Origin of the sequence: Nitrosomonas oligotropha, from assembly GCF_009833085.1 — a bacterium.
Classification (GTDB): Bacteria; Pseudomonadota; Gammaproteobacteria; order Burkholderiales; family Nitrosomonadaceae; genus Nitrosomonas; species Nitrosomonas oligotropha.
Genome location: NZ_QRBZ01000008.1, coordinates 1 through 17517, shown reverse-complemented (window position 1 = coordinate 17517; position 17517 = coordinate 1). Strand labels below are relative to the sequence as shown.

11 protein-coding genes are annotated in these 17517 nt (G+C 48.9%); 6 read left to right on the top strand and 5 right to left on the bottom strand.

Annotated elements, in window-relative coordinates:
* The first annotated feature begins 60 nt into the window (after positions 1 to 60).
* Complete coding sequence (gene gloB / locus ABD07_RS02965) at positions 61 to 834, top strand: hydroxyacylglutathione hydrolase (protein WP_160817045.1); 774 nt, start codon at positions 61 to 63, stop codon at positions 832 to 834.
* A 112-nt stretch (positions 835 to 946) separates the two neighbouring features.
* Here gloB and ABD07_RS02960 read toward each other — a convergent pair whose 3' ends face one another.
* On the bottom strand, positions 947 to 1540 hold the full coding sequence (locus ABD07_RS02960; protein WP_160817044.1) for a cytochrome P460 family protein: 594 nt from the start codon (positions 1538 to 1540) through the stop codon (positions 947 to 949).
* Between the two features lie 304 nt (positions 1541 to 1844).
* On the opposite strand from ABD07_RS02960, the gene ABD07_RS02955 reads away from it, so the two are divergent.
* The 3 genes from ABD07_RS02955 to ABD07_RS02945 all read left to right on the top strand — a co-directional run bounded on the left by ABD07_RS02955 (position 1845) and on the right by ABD07_RS02945 (position 8775).
* Complete coding sequence (locus ABD07_RS02955) at positions 1845 to 2543, top strand: SDR family oxidoreductase (protein WP_160817043.1); 699 nt, start codon at positions 1845 to 1847, stop codon at positions 2541 to 2543.
* A 103-nt stretch (positions 2544 to 2646) separates the two neighbouring features.
* Complete coding sequence (locus ABD07_RS02950; RefSeq protein ID WP_160817042.1) at positions 2647 to 5397, top strand: hypothetical protein; 2751 nt, start codon at positions 2647 to 2649, stop codon at positions 5395 to 5397.
* A gap of 2112 nt (positions 5398 to 7509) precedes the next feature.
* The gene (locus ABD07_RS02945; RefSeq protein WP_160817041.1) at positions 7510 to 8775 is read left to right on the top strand and encodes a M10 family metallopeptidase C-terminal domain-containing protein; all 1266 of its coding nucleotides are present in this window, start codon (positions 7510 to 7512) and stop codon (positions 8773 to 8775) included.
* A 96-nt stretch (positions 8776 to 8871) separates the two neighbouring features.
* Here the strand turns inward: ABD07_RS02945 and ABD07_RS02940 are convergent, their stop codons facing one another.
* Positions 8872 to 9882, bottom strand: coding sequence for a ribonuclease T2 family protein (locus ABD07_RS02940; protein WP_160817040.1), 1011 nt, complete (start codon positions 9880 to 9882; stop codon positions 8872 to 8874).
* Between the two features lie 298 nt (positions 9883 to 10180).
* On the opposite strand from ABD07_RS02940, the gene ABD07_RS02935 reads away from it, so the two are divergent.
* Both ABD07_RS02935 and ABD07_RS14915 read left to right on the top strand, forming a co-directional pair.
* Positions 10181 to 11854, top strand: a complete 1674-nt coding sequence (locus tag ABD07_RS02935; protein ID WP_240142390.1) for an AAA family ATPase — start codon at positions 10181 to 10183, stop codon at positions 11852 to 11854.
* The gene (locus tag ABD07_RS14915) at positions 11854 to 12579 is read left to right on the top strand and encodes a S16 family serine protease (protein ID WP_240142389.1); all 726 of its coding nucleotides are present in this window, start codon (positions 11854 to 11856) and stop codon (positions 12577 to 12579) included. Before ABD07_RS02935 ends, ABD07_RS14915 begins: the two co-directional genes overlap by 1 nt.
* 2 nt (positions 12580 to 12581) lie before the next feature.
* Here the strand turns inward: ABD07_RS14915 and ABD07_RS02930 are convergent, their stop codons facing one another.
* Genes ABD07_RS02930 through ABD07_RS02920 form a run of 3 tightly spaced genes read right to left on the bottom strand, consistent with a single transcriptional unit; the run spans position 12582 to position 17397 of the window.
* Entirely contained in the window at positions 12582 to 15497 is a 2916-nt protein-coding gene (locus tag ABD07_RS02930) for a bifunctional diguanylate cyclase/phosphodiesterase (RefSeq protein WP_160817039.1), read from the bottom strand.
* A 12-nt stretch (positions 15498 to 15509) separates the two neighbouring features.
* Entirely contained in the window at positions 15510 to 16943 is a 1434-nt protein-coding gene (locus ABD07_RS02925; protein WP_160817038.1) for a porin family protein, read from the bottom strand.
* Positions 16912 to 17397 carry a substrate-binding domain-containing protein gene (locus tag ABD07_RS02920; RefSeq protein WP_240142388.1) on the bottom strand — a complete coding sequence of 162 codons (486 nt, stop codon included), beginning with the start codon at positions 17395 to 17397 and terminating at the stop codon, positions 16912 to 16914. Before ABD07_RS02920 ends, ABD07_RS02925 begins: the two co-directional genes overlap by 32 nt.
* Positions 17398 to 17517 lie beyond the last annotated feature (120 nt).

The following is a 17517-nucleotide window of genomic DNA, read 5'->3' as shown; positions in this document are numbered from 1 at the left end:
ACGATTGAACGCATCCGATCAAAAGCATCAGCTTCACCATTCGTAAGACAGGGAAATTTTATGCTGAACATTCATCCGGTACCCGCATTTAGAGACAATTATATCTGGGTCATTCACAATCGGGATTATGCCGTGGTAATCGATCCGGGTATAGCGTCTCCCGTTATAGATTATTTGCAAACGGAAAAATTGCAATTAGGCGCGATCCTTATCACCCATCATCATAGCGATCATACCGGAGGTATTGCCGGGCTGCGGCAATTATCCGCTGTGCCAGTATACGGACCGGGCAATGAAACCATCGCGGAAGTTACCCATCCGGTCCGGGAAAACGATCAAATCGATGTGCCGCAACTGCCGCTGCGTCTTACCGTCATAGATATTCCCGGGCATACCCGCGGCCACATTGCTTATTATGGAACCGATCCATTTGCTCTGGTATTTTGTGGCGACACGCTCTTTTCTTGCGGCTGCGGGCGGATATTCGAGGGAAGCGCGCAGCAAATGTATCAATCCTTGCAGAAGCTCGCCCGGTTACCCGAAGATACCAATATTTATTGCACCCATGAATATACACTGAGCAATATCCGCTTTGCCAGAGCGGTCGATCCGGAAAACCGGAAACTCATCGAACTGGAAATCTCCGCGCAGCAATTGCGTCTGCAAAATATCCCGACGCTTCCCACCCCATTATTGCTTGAAAAAGCCGTGAATCCTTTCCTGCGCTGCGATCAGCAAGCACTCATTGAGAGCGCACAGCAACATGCTGCAATACCGCTTCCCGATCCGCTCAGCGTTTTCTCGGTACTGCGGGAATGGAAAAATAACTTCTGACAATACACCCGCTATCGGTACTCCAATAAAAAAGCAATTTGATCCATGTTCATCACGAATCAAATTGCCTCGATTAAAACCAATGATGGCTATCGTTTCGCCATCGGCCTAATTATTTTTTAGGCTTAGCAGCGCGTAATACGGGGTAGTATTGCGTAAATACCATGTCTTGCGCGGCGTTATCTTTATGGCAAGCTGCGCAAGCTTCATCAGCTTGTATTGCACCTTCTTTAGCTTCATACGATTCGAAACCGAAGAATGCCCAGTTACCCGGTCTGTTCGGGAAACGTTTGGAATCTTTCACCATCGCAGCGATGCCATTGAATTCTCCTGCGAAGTAACCATTTCCGCTCGGCGCCGATTTAGATCCTACACTCACCAATTCTTTAACAATAACCGTTCCATCACGGAATTCACCGGTTTTTTTCCAATGGTTCCAGCTGGTTGGATCGATGTATACGTTATGAAATTCAGGGAATGCGGCTTTACCATCGTTCAGCTCGTTCGGTGTAACCGGTGCGCCGACAAACACCCACTCACGGTAACCTCTAGGCGTCAACAATACATTATCTTTATTAAAAGCACCAAAATTATGGTCTTTTCCGTGTGCATGATGCCCATCGGCAGCAATTACCGGACTTGCCAGTGCAATGGATAACAGTAATGGTGCGATACCACCTAATAACGTCTTTTTAAACTGTAACATAATAAGCCCTTAAAATAGTTAAAGAAAGACAAAAAAACAGCAATAATCCGTGCTGCTTTCTTTATAGTAGTCAGACATATTACCTTCGTCAAGTGAATATGTAGTCTTAATAATCACCTATATAGCACAGTGTTATTCATGTTATTGATCACTTTTAATCAACCGTACGGGAAAGTGCTATCATGGATTGGAACCCGATTAACACTGCCCGGAAATCGATAAGGTCATGATTAACATTAACTCTGCCACATTCAACCGGCACATTTCAGCAATCGGCTTCCTTCAATAAATACGCGAGAGAAAAATGAGAACAATGTTGATTACCGGTGCGAACCGGGGTATCGGACTGGAGTTTGTGCGGCAATATGCCGCAGATGGCTGGCGGGTCGTTGCCTGCTGCCGCAAACCGGCAGCCGCCGAAGCGCTCAATCGCCTCACCGCGCAATATCCGGATCAAACCACCGTGCATGCGCTGGATGTCACCGACCACGCGCAGATTGATCAACTGGCGCAAACATTATCCGAGCAACCGGTTGACCTGCTCATCAACAATGCCGGCGTCTATCCCCCCGCGCGCGGCGATGCTTTGGGCGAAACCGACTACACCGCCTGGCAGCATGCCTTCGCAGTCAACACCATGGCGCCGCTGAAAATAACCGAAGCCTTTATCCGGCAGATCGCGCGCAGCGAACTCAAAACCATCGTCACCATCACCAGCAAAATGGGCAGCATCGCCGACAACCGCGGCGGCGGGAGCTATATCTACCGCTCCAGCAAAGCGGGTGTCAACATCGTCATGAAAAGCTTGTCGATCGACTTGAATCCCAAGAGAATCATCACCATCTTGCTCCACCCCGGCTGGGTCAAAACCGACATGGGCGGCCCCGGCGCATTGATCACCGCCGAACAAAGCGTCACCGGCATGCGCCGCGTGATCGGCAACCTTACACTGCAAGATTCCGGGAAGTTTTATGCATTCGATGGGCAGATTGTGCCTTGGTAATCTAATCCCGAGTAACAGCACATGAGAATTAAGAAAAAGTGCTTAGTGATTTCCTGATCGATAAGACCCCAAGCTGGATACATCTGTGTATTGACTAGAATTGATGACATTAAGCGCAATAGATAAGAAAAATCAAAATGATTTAAAGAGCAAACTGCAGAATGATCCGCAGCACTCCAAACTGGAGAAATTGGCAGCAGCTCTGATAGGTCGGCTTCTCGGTGTACCGATCACGGTCGCAAAATCTGGCTTCCAATTTGGTGGAGATGCCGGACCAGCAGGCCGCCAAGGGCGGCGTTTCCGGTTGGAATGCAAAAAATACAGCGATACCACTCGCCTGAGTGACCGAGAATTATTGGGTGAAATAGACCAAGCGCTAGCTCGAGACACTGCATTAGAAGCATGGTTTCTTATTGCAACTCGCAATGTTCCTGAGCAACTCCGGCAAGAACTTACGCAAAAAGGTGAGAGAGAAGGGGTACCGGTAGAAATCATTGATTGGGAAGATCGCGAACTAGCCCCCCTTGCAGCACTATGTGCTTTTGCACCTGATTTGGTAAAAGCTGAATTCTCAGAACAGGCTGGAAAATTGGCATATGCACTTCAACCAGTTTCAACTGATACGATTGAAATGTTGCGACGCAATCTGCAGTCTTGGCACTTAGGTTTCAACATACTGCGAAACAGTTCGCACGACAAACTGAGAAAAATCTGGAGCTCACCTAAAGAATCAAACGCCTACCTTGGGCAAGATGCAGCCGGCGGTGCTCACACAAAGCGAATTAGGCGCAATTCAATCCATCAAGCTCTCAATGATTGGTGGCTTACACCGGCAAAGATAGACTCTCCTGCGGCAGTTATTGGCTGGGATGGCGTCGGAAAGACTTGGATAACACTTGACTGGCTAATCGAGACAGTCGACAAGCAACCAATCATCCTGGTTGTCCCATCTTCCTCTGCTGCTAATCTTTCCAGCATTTCCGAAACAACAGTAAAGCAGTTCCTAGCTAATCGGCTGTATGAGCTTAGCGGTGTTAGAGATACTGCTCATTGGTTGCGGCGGCTAGATTACTTGTTTATGCGACCGGCGGATGAAGGCCCTGTTTTCACTATTTTCTTTGACGGCTTGAATCAAGAGCCTTCTATTCAATGGCTACAGCTACTCAAGATTCTGCAAAGTGAATTCTTTTCATCAAAAATACGAGTGATCATCAGTACACGGAAACATCACTTTGAAAACAAATTGGGAAGTCTTCGCGGTCTGATTTCTGTTGCAGAATCTATTAAAGTCGATAATTACGATACAACACCAGGGGGTGAACTTGACCAGATGCTTGCATTCGAGGATTTAACTCAAGCCGATTTGCACCCAGATCTAATTGAGCTAGCCCGCACGCCTCGCTTATTCGCACTTGTAGTCCAATTCCGCGATAGATTGATCGAAGCAGGCCAAATTACTGTTCACAGATTACTTTGGGAGTATGGCCGCGATACCTTGGGTGTACGCGCTGGAAAGTCATTTAGCGAAGAAGAATGGCAAGCTTGGTTAAAAGAAATCGCGCAGAAATACCGCGATGGTGTCAAGAAGTACACGGCCCAATCTCTCAGTGAATCAGTAAGTCTCCCTTATTTGAATGAATCGGAGAATTATGCACGCCTCAGTGACATCATCGATGGCCGGTTTGCGGAACCTGACCCATCAGGTAATTTACATTTTACTTCGACTGTTATCGAACATGCCCTTGGTGTTGCACTATTAACCCACCTTGACTCTGTTGCAGATGCAAGTTTTACGTCACGTTATACCGCGCTCACGCAATGGCTTGACCCCATTGCAGGATTGGACGAACGCGCGCGAATCCTGCGAGCAGCAGTTTCTATTCTGATAGAGCAAGATTCTAAGCCTCTTATTCAAGCCGAAGTGCTTGTCACTGCTTGGTTGCAGACTCAAAATATAACCGACGATCATCGCTTAGAGCTGGCTGCACTTGCGCCCAATCTCATTGATGCGTTACTTGCTGCAATAGAGCACTCTGACAATGATGCGCAGGCATCTGCGCGTCATTGGGCAGTTAATGCATTGAAGGTCATACCAAGAGAAAATCATCATGCTGCTGCGATGATATTCGATAGGATTTCACAGTGGTTCAAGGTTATTTCACGAGATATTTATCCCCATCAGGGTGCAGGTTACGAAAAGAACCGTTCTGAAGGTTTCATACGCCGGATTGGTATGGATCAATCGCAAGCAATTACGGTTGCGGGTCTTCAACTCGAACTCGTTGATCAATACGACGGCACATTACAGCTAACTGCACCTTCGATTATAGAAGGATTTCCACTTGCTGGTGCGCTGCCAATTTTTGAAGCAGCAGCGATTACATTCGCAATTCGAAATCGTTGCGAGGGCTGGGATGCTCTAGAATGGCTCTGTTTATTGAATGAAGTCGATCCGGATGAAACATCTTTCGCTTTACGCGAACTCGCAGAAAGAGTCCGGCAGCGGCAACCAGAACCGGGTATAAATCCAGGCATCCCTGATCGTATCGCCACACTTCTACTTGTGCTAACTGGCCAGGAATTAGATGAAACAAATGCCGTAATAATCGATCCTCGTATTGATCGCTGGGATACCTATGAGAGAGATTACCTACCAAACCCGGGTCATAGCTTTTTTTTCGCGCTTGAAAGACGGCATGCCGATCTTGCGCTCAACGATACTGAATCTTCTTTATTTTGGCGTGTGCAAAGAACTAAAGAGTTTTGGCTCGATCCGTCCTTCCAACCGCCAGATACCTTTATCCCAGAAATTCGCAAATTCGCAAATTCGCAAATTCGCAAAAGATTATATTAAACCCGATGAACTCGGCAAGTATAGCTCTACGAGACCTTCCGATCACTTCTTCGAACAATTAGAACCCTCATTTGCTAGATGCGAACCTTACTTTCTGGCCGACATGATACGCCGAAAAATTCGGAGCTTCTATCTACACTCGAGAGAATCCCTTTACTGGAGTGCAATTGATATAACTGATCACCTGCTTCTAGCGGGCGAAAGTGAAGCTTCCGCAGCGAAAACTACGCGATTAAGTAGCACCGATTCCGATGAAAAACAAGAATATCGCGTTGTCAATCGGCTTTTAATGGTGGAAATACTGAAACTTGATGTAAAAGCTCAATTTGATGCGCTAATCAGTGCGAACTTAGAATTCATTATTGATGACATCGGTCAAGTATTACAACCGCCCAGCTCAGAAGATTTCGACACATTGATTACTGGCTATGCTAATGGATCATCTAAACAGAAAAACGATCTTCTCCTTCTATTATCGATTCATCCAACCGAGTTCAGTGATAACGCCTGGTCATGGCTAATTGATTTTGCGCACCAAACCGATCATGAACTTTGTCATGTAGCCTTCCAAACCCTTGTTCTTTCCAATGCAATTCGTTTTGGGAAAATGCTAATAACCGGTAATTGGCACTGGAGTGCGGACAAACATTTCTGGATCAATCACTACGGCACCGTTGCCCTTATTGAAGCTACACGAGCACTTCCTTTTGATCAAATAGCGCCACGATTGGCGCCATGGCGATTATTGGAAGCCGTACGCTTACGTGGTGCTGATGCCAAAGAAACACGGCTTGCGGCTGAAATCATAGGACATATACTTTTAGCGGAGAAACTCGGCGAACCTGATCCAGGATCAACCCTATTGTTCGATCGGAATGCCGCGAAGATTTCTCCCTTTTTATTTTCTGTCACACCACGTCAAAGTCCAATTGATACCAATGATCCGTCTACTACATTTAGTGCAACCATGGATGATGATGCATGGATAAGAGCATATCAGCTTGCCAAAAAAACAGCTGTTTCTCGAATAAGGGAAACAAGAACGTCTGGTGCTTATTTATACCTTACGAATCCAGATGCTGTTGATTTCGTACCAGTTTTACAGTATGCGCTAGATATGGTTGATCGTTGGCTTGAGGGCTCTCATGAACTTACGCCGGATTTCAGACGCCGCGTTCACTTGGCAGAAGGCACCTATCTTGCACTGTGTGAGGCGCTTCTTTCTTACGATCCCCCACAAGGCGTGAATTTGTGGCGCTCTCTCCGCTCAACGATATCCACACGTTATCTTGGCAAAGCCGGTATCGAGGATTCTTTACACATGATCTTTCGTGTCCCCGACTCTCCCCAAGTCATCGCATTGCGTACGGAGTTGCTCGAACTCGATTACTGTAATACCGATCAAGATTTGCTAAATCTGGCGATTGCCGCTTCGTACAATGGTAAAGCAGCCTGGTTAAATGAGATGATTGAATCAGACCAAAAATCTCCGTTTGCTTGGAAACGAAAACGCGGTGTTGTTCTCTCAGGATTCACAGCAAACAACATTCTTCCTATTCCAGATGCTTGGCCCGAGGGTGAAATTAAGACCAGTCATGAATCTTTAGAAAAGAAATCTGCTCGTTTTCGTTGGATTGAAGCTTGCGCACATCACTGGTGGAAAACTTATTTGAAGGCAAACAAGCCTGAAGAGGCCTATGCTGCTTGGATACTTTTCCTCAAATCGGCAGATCCTCGTGCTTGGATATGGATGGAGCAAGACATCAAAGCGGCAAATGATTCCAGTGATTTTTTTAAACTTAAATTAAGTCATTTCAATCTTAATCGTGCAAGACTTAAGCGTGCAATGAATAAACGGATCGAGAAGCTAGATAAAAAATTGTTTGATCGAGGAATCGACATGGGAGTAGGTCCATGGGTATAAAACTTTTTTGATCAATAGTGTACGTGTTTAAGAAACTGATCAGATACATAGCTAGTGAATTCTGTATTCAAACCTCAAATTAGAACAAGAAAGTGATGATGTTAATGCGATTGCTCTGTTTTTCATCGCTTTATAATCCGCAAACCAAGAATTAATTGCCTATCTGTACATTTTGCGAGGAGAAAAGTATGCCGAGTATTACGGACGATTATCGTATTGATGCTGTACTGGCGGGCAGTGACATCCGCTGGGATGCTGGGCCGGGCGGAACCGTGGCGTTGACGTACAGCTTCATGTCGGCGTTACCGGTATATGCGAATCCGGCTCAGGATGGCAACGGCTTCAGCGTAATGACCGGCGATCAGAAAACCGCCGTGCGGGAAATCCTGGCCTCGCTGTCGTCGCAATTCAACATCACATTCACCGAGGTGTCTGATTCCGCGTCATCGTATGGCCAGCTTCGTTTCGGCAATAATTCGCAGGCAGCGACAGCCGGTTATGCCTATTATCCGGAAAAATTTACCGGCGACACAGCGGGCGATCTGTACATTAACAATGTAGCCTCAGTTTCGCAAACAACCCATGTGGTACAGGGCACGAATGCTTATTCGACCTTGATTCATGAGATCGGGCATACGCTTGGATTGAAGCATCCCGGCGATTACAACGCGGCGGATCCGGGATCATCCAATCCCAATGACGGACCGTTTTTGACCGGCGTGGAGGATTCCGAACTGTTCAGCATCATGTCGTACACGCAGCAAAGCCAAGGTCTTGAGCGGATCAATCTCGCACCGTATGATTATGCGGCGTTGGCCTATCTTTATAATGCCAAACCGGTCCATACCGGCGATGACACCTACACGTTCACGACGGACAGCGGCCATATCGTGCAAACCATCTACGATGACGGCGGCACCGACACGCTCGATGCATCCGGTTTGACGACAACGGTCACGCTCAACCTCAATCCCGCCGCGCCTGGCACGCTCAGCTCGGTCGGCCTTATCCCGGCAGGTATTGCTGCGGTTGATAATTTGTCACTCGGATTAAATTCGGTGATCGAAAATGCCATCGGCGGCTCCGGTAACGATAAGCTGGTCGGAAATAGCGCCAATAATACGTTGATCGGGAATAACGGCAACGACACGCTGATCGGACGATTAGGCAATGACAGCATGGCCGGTGGTGAAGGTTCCGATATCTTCGGACTATCCAGTGTCGGTTTCTATACGTTTCAGGATTTCGTTCCGGGCGTGGATAAAGTGGCGTTCGATACCGGACTGGGGGTTGCAGACTATGCGCAACTATCACCGTATATCACCAGCATCGATGCGCAGGGCGATGATATCGTGGTACATTTTGTCAGCGACATTGCCAGCATCACGTTTGTCGGGGTGCTACAGCAGCCGACGGCGCTTTCAGTCAGCGATGTGGTGTTTCAGGCGTTGTAATTCAGCGTAACACGAAGAAGTATCGTTGATTACGTTCGCGGCAGCTACCGGCCCGGGAACGTAATCAACGGGTTCGAAAATTTTCAAATGCGTTAATTACTGCCCGATCGCATCAACCAGGAAAGTATCGCCGCAATTGGATTTACCCTGCAACGGCGCATTCTCCAGCAGTTTTTCCAGATCGGCGCCCGGCTTCAGGTCAGCCGACAAATTCAGTTGTACTTCGACCAGCATGCCTTGATTGCAAGTCAATTTGATGCGGTCTTTAACTGCGGGACCAAGCACCGCAACCACGCGGCCGAGAAAATCTTCCGTACGAACCTGCTGGCCGATCCGGCGATTCATGAAATAAGCCGCCCCGGCATCGTTGAATTGACGCGTCAAATCCGCCGCCAAATCAAAATAACCTCCCATTGACCAGCTCGCCTGGCAAGTGCCATGCTTGAACCATTCATGCCGTTCAAGACAGGAACCTGATGTCACACTGGGCATCACTTCGGCTAATGACGCGGTGGAATCGGCATCCAGTTGAACTGCCGGGTAATCGCAGAAATTGCTTTTCTGTCCTTTGACATCGCCGCAGAAGCCGTACTGTATGCCACAGCTTTTTTTGTTCGGCCATAAGCCGTGCAATGCAAAATGCCGGGCTTGGTACACCTTGGGATCGGTAATCTTACATTCCGCTTTGTCCGGCTTGGTTTCACAAAAAGCAGGCTGCCACGACAGCGCCAGCACATAACTATCCGCCTGACCGGCTGTGTTGCAGCTACCGCCGGAATTTCCGCCATCTCCCGTTCCGCCGCCGGTGATCTGAGCTTGACCGCATTCAGCGCTTACCCAGCGTTCCTTGGGGTCTGCATTGGGCAGAACCACCCGGTACCAGCTGGGCTGGCCAGATTTAATCACTTCGATAATGTCGTACTGGCTGCCCGCAAGAATTTGCTTATTATCCGGATTGGTCGCTTTATTTTTTGACACATACGCCGGACAAGCCTGCTGCGCGGTAAAAACACCGGATACTTTATCCGCCCATACGGGATGGACATGACCGATGGCCAGCACAATTAGAAAAACTTGAAATACCATACTTTTTCTTAGCGTTATCATTCTTTCTCTCCTCTCTTTGCAAGCAAAAAATTAAACAACAGGAATAGTACTGGCTCAGTATTCGGGGTAACCTGATGAAGTTTGTCCATTCTCCGGCTCAATTCCAGCGTCCGCACCGTGCACGCAAGACAATGACAAATTGGATATCTCATGAAAAAGTGAATAATTAACGATCCGTATTGGCGAAACGCTTTCATCCATTACAATACGGTTAGCGTACGGAAGATCCTGCTGCTACTTTACTCATAAAAGCGTCAATCAGGCAACCCATTATTCACTAACCGGCTGAAGAAAAATAATGACCGCTATTACTCCTCTGCAACTGCAATGGTTATGCCATGCTTGCGATCCCGGTCAATTCACGTTTCAGACCACGGCGGATTTACCGGACTTAACGAATATCATCGGTCAAGCGCGCGCCATGGATGCGGTGCGTTTCGGCGCGGACATTCGCCGGGAAGGCTACAATCTTTTTGTCTTGGGTTCGCCCGGGATGAGCCGACACAGCTTAGTGCGGCAGTTTCTTGAAAGCAAAGCCAGCAAGGAAGCGGAACCGCCAGATTGGTGCTATCTCAATAACTTCACCCAGCCGCACAAACCGAAAGCGCTTAAATTACCACACGGCCAAGGGGAAGCATTGCGTGCGCACATGGCGCGGCTGGTGGATTATTTGCGCAGCGCCATCCCCGTGCAGTTTGAAAGTGAGGAGTACCGCAACCGGATCAGCGCGATACAGCAAGAATACAGCGAACGGCAGGAACGCGAGATCGCGGAATTAGAAGCGGAAGCGGAGAAAAAAGAGATTATCCTGCTGCGCACGCCGGAAGGATTTGCGCTGGCGCCGAGCCGCAATCGCGAGGCCATTCCGCCGGACGAATACGATAAGCTGCCTCAGGAAAGAAAAGATCAGATCGAAACCGATGTTGCCGGATTGCAAGCGCATCTGGAGAAAATTCTGGCCCGCTTGCCGCAACGCCGCCGCGAACGCAGTGAACGTATCAAACAGTTGAATCACGACATCATGCTATCTGCCGTTATGCATATGCTCAACGAATTGCGCGAAATCTATGCCGGTTTACCCGCCGTGCTGGATTTTTTCGATGCCGTGCAGCAAGACATGGTGCTGCATGTCGATGATTTCCGCAAACCGGATGAATCCGTCAACATTTCCGGCATGACCGTCATCACCCACCAAACATTCAACAACTATCAGGTGAATGTGCTGAGTTCGAATCATCAGAAACCGGGAGCACCCATCGTGTATGAAGATAATCCAACCTACAGCAATCTGGTAGGACGGGTGGAACATATCTCCCAGTTTGGCGCGCTGGTCACTCATTTCACCCTGATCAAACCCGGCGCGCTGCATCAGGCCAACGGCGGTTACTTGCTGCTGGATATCCGCAAAGTGCTGATGCAGCCGTTTGCTTGGGAAGGTTTGAAACGCGCACTGCAAGCCCACAAGATTCATATCGAATCGCTCGGACAGATTTACAGTCTGGTCAGCACTGTCTCGCTCGAACCGGAGCCGGTTCCGCTGGATGTCAAAGTGATCTTGTTCGGCGAACGGTTGTTTTATTACCTGTTGCAACAATACGACCCGGAGTTCAGCGAGCTATTCAAAGTCGCCGCGGATTTCGAGGAAACCATCGGGCGGACCGCCGAGAGCCATTTTCTGTACGCGCAATTGATCGCCACTGTGGCGCGCAAGGAAGGATTGCTGCCGTACGACCGCTGCGCAGTTGCCCGGGTGATCGAATACAGCGCGCGCCATGCGGGCGATGCGGAGAAGCTGTCCATGCACATGCGCAGCATCGCGGATTTACTGCGCGAATCCGACTATTGGGCGCGCGCAGCCAATCATGACACCGTGCTGGCGAGCGATGTGCAGCAGGCGGTCGACACGCGCAGATCCGCCGTCAGGATCGTGTCAGAGACCGGCTATACGAAGCGATTCAGCGCGATATCCTGATGATCGGCACGCAAGGCGCGGTAACCGGGCAAGTCAACGGTCTCGCGGTTATCGAGCTCGGCGGCTTCGCCTTTGCGCAACCCGCCCGGATTACCGCCACCAGCCGCTTGGGCAAAGGGGATTTGATCAACATTGAACGTGAGGTCAAGCTTTCCGGCGCCACTCACTCCAAAGGCGTGTTCATTCTTTCTTCGTTTCTGGCCGCACGTTACGCCAGGAATCAACCGTTGGCGCTGTCCGCCAGCCTGGTGTTTGAACAGTCGTACGGCATGATCGATGGCGATAGCGCATCGCTGGCGGAATTATGCGCGCTGCTTTCCAATCTGGCCGATGTGCCAATCAACCAGTCGCTGGCCGTGACCGGCTCAATCAATCAGCTGGGGCAAGTTCAAGCCATTGGCGCGGTGAATGAAAAAATCGAAGGTTTTTTTGATATTTGCAACGCGCGCGGACTGACCGGCACACAAGGCGTATTGATTCCCGCGGCCAATGTCCAGCACCTGATGCTGCACCGGAATGTCGTCGATGCCGCAGCCGCAGGCCAATTTCATGTGTATGCGGTGGAAAATATCGATCAAGCGATTACGCTGCTGACCGGTTTACCGGCGGGAGCGGCGGATGCCCATGGCGCATACCCGGAAGGCAGTATCAATAACCGGGTTGCGGCGCGATTGACGGAGCTCAGCACCATCAGCCAGTCGTATCAAGGAAACAAACCGCATTAAAACTAATCGCTTTGATGATCTGCAAAGAATTCCGTGGCCGGCGCAGGTTTTCCTATGTAATACCCTTGCGCGTAATCAATATCCATTTTTTCGATGAGCGACAGGATCTCGGCGCTTTCGACAAATTCCGCCGTGATTTTCTTACCGAAACCGCGGGCCACACTGCACAGTGCATTAACCAGGATCAAATCGTCGCTGCTCTCGGATAAATTGCGGATAAACGAGCCGTCAATCTTGACGACATCGACCGGCAATTCGCGTAAATAGTAGAAGGAAGAAAAACCTACCCCGAAGTCATCTAACACAAAACCACAACCCAGTTCCTTGATTTCTATCATCAACCCGCGCGCGCCGGGCAAATCTTCCAGCGCAGCCGTCTCGGTGATTTCAAACATGACACAGGCCGGATCCATGTCCTGCGAAGTCAATTCTTCCTTGAGGATGGGTAATAATTCCGGATCATTGAAAGCATGCGCGGACAGGTTGATTGAGAAGCTGACTTTGAATCCGGCTTGATAAATTTTGGCCACTTGCGCGATGGCTTTGCGCAGCACCATGTGATCGATGGCGTGAATTAACCCGGTATGTTCCGCCGCCGGAATAAATTCGCCGGGCGACAGCACCGAACCGTCTTTATCCTGCATCCGCAGCAACACCTCATAGTGCGAGATCTCTTTGGTTTTCACCTGCATGATCGGCTGCAAATACAGCATGAAATTATCATGCAAATGCGAGTACTCGATTTTTTCTTTCCAGTACACCAGCGTATGAATGCGCTCGCGGCTGCGATCCTTATCGGAGAACAGATACCAGGCGTTCCGCCCCATCGCTTTGGCCTGATACATCGCCAGATCCGCAGCGGCGAGCAAGTCATGAATATTGGCGCCATGCTCCGGAAACAACGCAATGCCGATACTGGCTGAAATCTTGTGCGTGCGGTTGTTGATGGTCAATTGCGCATGGCCCAGTTGCTCCAAGACCTTTTTCGCCACTTCGATCGCACCATTGGCATTGATTTCCGGCAAAATAATCGCAAACTCATCGCCACCCAAGCGGCCGGTAATATCGTCAGTGCGGATGGTCTGAGCCAGCATGCTGGCGACCATTTTCAGCAGCGTATCGCCCGCCTGATGACCGCTGGTATCGTTGATATATTTGAAACGATCCAGATCGAAAAACAACAACGCGCCCGGGTGGCGGTAACGCTCCGCCCGGCTCAGTACTTGTTCCAATTCCTCGCTGAAACGCCGCCGGTTGAACAAATTGGTCAACGGATCGTGATCCGCCAGCCAAGCTAAGTGGCCTTCAACCCGTTTATATTCGGTGACATCGAGTCCGACCGACAAAATAGACGGATCATTCTCGGATTGCCGGCCGAGATGCGAATGCAGCCAGGCCACATGCCGTGTCGTTCCATCCTTGCAATGGGTTATCGCTTCGTGCCGCAATTGCATTCTTTTCCCGCTGTGAATTTCTTTAAAGCGCGTCAGCAAATCTTGCGACTCATACTCCGGAATCAGAATGTTCAGGAAAGATTTGCCCTGCAGTTCACTTTCGGTATAACGCATCAGCATTTCGCCATACGCATTGAGCGACATAACCTGGCCTTCGGAATTCTGCGTCAGCACGATAGCTTGTGCCGTGTCCAGCAAGTTCTCGACAAAATCCCTCTCTCTGCCGAGTTCATTTTTCTGCTCGATAAGCATTTTTGTCCGGGTGGATACTTCCTGTTCCAGTTTCTCCAGTTGCAACGACAAAGAAACGGCAGCTTCCGAAAGAGTGTCGACTTCATCCCTGAACCGCTGCGCCCGGTCCGTCGAGGCCACCGATAAGCGGAATCTTTCAAACTGCCCGTTGGCCAGAAGCGGCAGGACAAACACGACATCTTTCAGCTTCGCCAGCAACCGGGTAAAAATCAGAAACAGCAATATTTCCGCGAAAATCAGCCCCAGCAAACCGATCAGTGCAATCTTCCAGATGGAATCATGAATATTCTTCACCGCGGCAGTCACATCGGTCATTACGATCAGATGCGCTTTATCGGGCTCATACGAGTCGAGCGGAAATAATTTTATTTGCAGATACTGATCGTTCCAGCGGATCTGAGCGCCATTCTGTAACGCCGTCATTTCCGGGTATATCCGGGCGATCTTTTTCAGAACCTCAAGATTCTTTTCTTTGTTGGTCAGCGCCGAGATATGAATATCCCAACGCAAAAAATCGAAATCATTCTGCTGCAGCAGGCTATTCTGTTCCTTGATCAGCAGGCCGATATCGGCGCCCGCTATGCGTTTAAACGCCAGAAATACATCTGCCAGCGATATTCCCATCACCACGACACCGACCTTCTTACCTTCCACGAGCAACGGCGCAACAATGTATTGGATGCAGCTTTCCCGGCAAAGTAGCGGATTGATGGGTCTTTCCGATTGATTGACATGGCTGACCCAGGTCGACAATAGAATATTGCCATCCATGTGGGTGTCCAGGCTATCCCAGCTGGCGTTTAATTGATTCTGCGGATTATAAAAGTGAACGAATTCAACGCCATTATGGAACTGCAACAGCGCCCAGTGCAGATCAAAAACTTTGCTGATGCTTTCGCCATCGTTGGTCAGCAAAGCTTTTTTCATACCGTCCAGAAACGGGATCATTTCAGCCAGCTGGTATAAATTCTGCGAGGTGTTCTTGATTAAACTATTGACTTCCCTGGAATAGCGGTGGTATTCGACTTCCCGTTGATTGTCGAAATTGGCCATTAAGCCCAGATAGCTGACGAAACAAAATAGCATCACCACCGCCAGCAGAATCATGCTGCTGCTCAGCGAGATTTTCCATCTCAAACTACGGAATCGGCGCCCCTTGGGGTTTGAAGCAATAGGCGCTTTTTCCAATTTAATTCCGGAACTATTTTCCATCAGAGTTTCTGCTTAGAAACGATAAGAAGCCTGAATCGCGAAAAGATCCCAATGTTGATGTGTATCTATGGGTCGCCCCGTTCTTAGATCGATTGGATTATCCAATCCGGATAACCAGCCTGTTCCATTGACATGATGATATTCGGCACGCAACATGAACGCCGGTGTTACATTCCAACGTATGCCCACGGCAATATCCTTGGCAAAACGAGTATGTCCCAAACCACTTCGTCCAGCAGGATTTTTTGCAATCCAATCGCTTCCATCGCGATCTGATCGATCAATAAAGAGAGCATCATACCGCAAAAAACCTTCCCATTTCGGAGTAAAGCGATATTCACCTTGAAAGTAATAGCTTTCGCCAACGAAATGCTGACCATCTAACCTTGTATTTTTAAAATTTCTATCATAGTGAAAAGGCCGTATGGCATATTCCGAAGTCAGCGTCCAACGTTCCGAGTTATATTGAGCCGAAAAAATTACCGGCGTGAATTCTAAGGCGCCGGGACCCAACTCTAACGGGGAACGCAATTTTGTTGGATCATATGATGTATTCAGCCATATTCCGCTGATACCCAAGCGCAGGCGTTTGTCATTGGTTTCAAATATTCCGCGGCCAATATAGGAAACTTCGCGATTCAATTCTCCTGGCCGTACTAGCCCAAGCAATGAACTCTCAGTATCCCTGTTATTTACAACCGGTAGTGTCACGCCAAACTGAGTGGAAAACGTACCCCAATCGGATACTGCCGTATCGCCATAGAGCTGCACGGAATCGCTGGAAAGTCCCAAATTACGGGTGCGGTCGAAATAAATCGATTGCGGCAGCATAATACTGGGGCGCGTAAACGCCACATCCCGGGTTTCATTATAGAAGCCGAAAGGATTCTTCAACCGGCCCACGCGGATACCGAATTGGTTTACCTCCTGGGAATACAAGCGGTAATCGAAGATTGCATAATCAAGGCGCGGCATGCCGGAGTTTCCTTCACCGGCACGGCGCGACAACACTTGCGCCGAGAGTTGCAATCTCGGCAATGGCCGTAAGGAAGCGTTGAGTCCGGCTTCGGTCAAACCAAAGCTGCCGCCTTTATCACTATTGCCAAAAACATCATTATCCGAGGTCGCTATGTAAGCCTGGCTGACAAAACCATGTATCTGCAAATCTCCGGGGCGGTCGGTTGAATTCCACCACTTGAGCACAGTGCTGACCACACCGGGTTTTTCTTTGGTATTGCCCGCTTCTGTCGCTTCGGCGGGTAAATCTTTCGCCTGCACCCATTTGACCGGCGCTTTAGCGGATTCAGATTGGTTTTTTGGTTGATCAAGCTGTTGCGCCTGAACGGAAACAGCGCCGGTCACCCACAGCACGGCAATGCCCTTGCCTAACCACCAGACGGAGCTGCTGAAATAGCTACTTAATCTCGAGCACGTTAACATTTTCATTAATATTGGCTCTCCATAAATAACCTATTGCGCCAGGTGTAGTGGCAATCTTGGCAAGCATTTCTTCACTTGAGTTGACTTTAATCGGCGCTTGGCCTGTGCCCGAGAATACTAATCGATCCCAGGTGGATCTTAATTGATAAGGAAATACGTTTAATTTCTCCTTGGAAACGATTTGATGCAGTTGATCTTCATCGGATAGCACAAAAACCCTGATCTTGGTTCCATCAGACCAGGTTTTTAAACGCATACTGAAAATTGAGCGTAACGAATTGACCGAGAGGGTTTTTTCGTTCACGCCCGGATTGGTGACAATTTCATAATGCTCATTAGCTCTTACTTCCGCTGCCGCACTCCAGAGGCACACAGTTAGAGCAAAACACAAGCAAGCTCCAGCCTTTAAAAAAAAGTGCCTTGAGAACTGAGCTCGTAAAGAGAAATGAAATAAATTCAAGAAACAGGTTCCTGATTCAGGGTTATTCCATTAGTTGTAAGAATTTCTAGCGTTGTTTACAGTATTCAGGAGAATACTGTAGATGAACATACACAAACGTACCCGATTGACCTTGTTGGA

Bases quoted from the DNA above. Each gene is read 5' to 3' on its own strand.
- gloB (WP_160817045.1), top strand. From the start codon at position 61: ATGCTGAACATTCATCCGGTACCCGCATTTAGAGACAATTATATCTGG.
- ABD07_RS02960 (WP_160817044.1), bottom strand. From the start codon at position 1,540: ATGTTACAGTTTAAAAAGACGTTATTAGGTGGTATCGCACCATTACTG.
- ABD07_RS02955 (WP_160817043.1), top strand. From the start codon at position 1,845: ATGAGAACAATGTTGATTACCGGTGCGAACCGGGGTATCGGACTGGAG.
- ABD07_RS02950 (WP_160817042.1), top strand. From the start codon at position 2,647: ATGACATTAAGCGCAATAGATAAGAAAAATCAAAATGATTTAAAGAGC.
- ABD07_RS02945 (WP_160817041.1), top strand. From the start codon at position 7,510: ATGCCGAGTATTACGGACGATTATCGTATTGATGCTGTACTGGCGGGC.
- ABD07_RS02940 (WP_160817040.1), bottom strand. From the start codon at position 9,882: ATGATAACGCTAAGAAAAAGTATGGTATTTCAAGTTTTTCTAATTGTG.
- ABD07_RS02935 (WP_240142390.1), top strand. From the start codon at position 10,181: ATGACCGCTATTACTCCTCTGCAACTGCAATGGTTATGCCATGCTTGC.
- ABD07_RS14915 (WP_240142389.1), top strand. From the start codon at position 11,854: ATGATCGGCACGCAAGGCGCGGTAACCGGGCAAGTCAACGGTCTCGCG.
- ABD07_RS02930 (WP_160817039.1), bottom strand. From the start codon at position 15,497: ATGGAAAATAGTTCCGGAATTAAATTGGAAAAAGCGCCTATTGCTTCA.
- ABD07_RS02925 (WP_160817038.1), bottom strand. From the start codon at position 16,943: ATGAAAATGTTAACGTGCTCGAGATTAAGTAGCTATTTCAGCAGCTCC.